At 61.2% G+C, this 773-nt stretch carries 2 protein-coding genes and 1 pseudogene; all 3 read right to left on the bottom strand.

The genetic code is table 11. The features are described from left to right. Nucleotides 1-9: 9 nt before the first annotated feature. Nucleotides 10-399 (bottom strand): IS1 family transposase, encoded by a 390-nt coding sequence (locus tag BEN47_RS01720; protein WP_070724479.1) that lies wholly within the window; start codon nucleotides 397-399, stop codon nucleotides 10-12. A gap of 1 nt (nucleotide 400) precedes the next feature. Next, nucleotides 401-604 carry a hypothetical protein gene (locus BEN47_RS21725; protein WP_125921443.1) on the bottom strand — a complete coding sequence of 68 codons (204 nt, stop codon included), beginning with the start codon at nucleotides 602-604 and terminating at the stop codon, nucleotides 401-403. Between the two features lie 60 nt (nucleotides 605-664). Then, nucleotides 665-733 (bottom strand): annotated as a pseudogene (locus BEN47_RS22980) (hypothetical protein); the annotation flags it as partial. Between the last annotated feature and the right edge of the window lie 40 nt (nucleotides 734-773).

Genomic DNA, 773 nt, shown 5'->3' on the forward strand with positions numbered 1-773 from the left:
GGCGATGGTCTAAATCAAGGTGGTATTGTGCTTATCAATTACAATTTTAATGCGGGCAGCATGCATACTCAGTAATTTACTGAAGGAGCAGGATTTTCGCACGAGTACGCCGCAGCGCTGGCGTAGGGAACAGGTGATGGCTTCGACAATATTCGTTCCGCCGCTGCCCTTGGGGCAGCGGCGGTGGTGCCAGCGGGGCAACACGCCCACGTACGACTCCCACAAGTCGGTGAAATACCAGCAATGGCGGCGGTAACGCGGGGGCAGCGCCAGCCACAAGCGCCGGGCCGTGGCCGCGTCACGCCGGCCCAGCACCCGGGCCACGATGCGCCGGCTGGCCCGTTCGACGGCTAGCCAGAGCCAGACTTTGCGCTTTTTCCGGCCCGCAAAGGTCCACATTTCATCCAGTTCGAGCGCCTCCCACGCCTTTTTCTGCTCCTTTTTGGAGCGTAAGCGGGGCAGCGCAGGCGGGGCCGCCTGCGCTTTTTTTTATCCGACTGGCAATGGTCACGCGCGAGACACCCGTCACGCGGGCAATGCTGCGCTGCGAATTGCGCTCGCTCAACAGCTCGTCCACCTGCGCGTACTGCGCCGCTTTCGCCACGGCGACGGGGGTAAAGCGGGCCTGGTGACCGCAGGCCTTGCACTGGTATTTGGCATGGCCCCCAGCGCTGCCATTGCGCCGAATATGTTCACTGCCGCAAGCGGCGCAGAAGTGTTGCGTAAAGACCATCCCCCAAATTAAACGTATCACCTTAGATTATCCCACCGCC

Origin of the sequence: Hymenobacter lapidarius (genome assembly GCF_001816145.1) — a bacterium.
Lineage (GTDB): Bacteria > Bacteroidota > Bacteroidia > Cytophagales > Hymenobacteraceae > Hymenobacter > Hymenobacter lapidarius.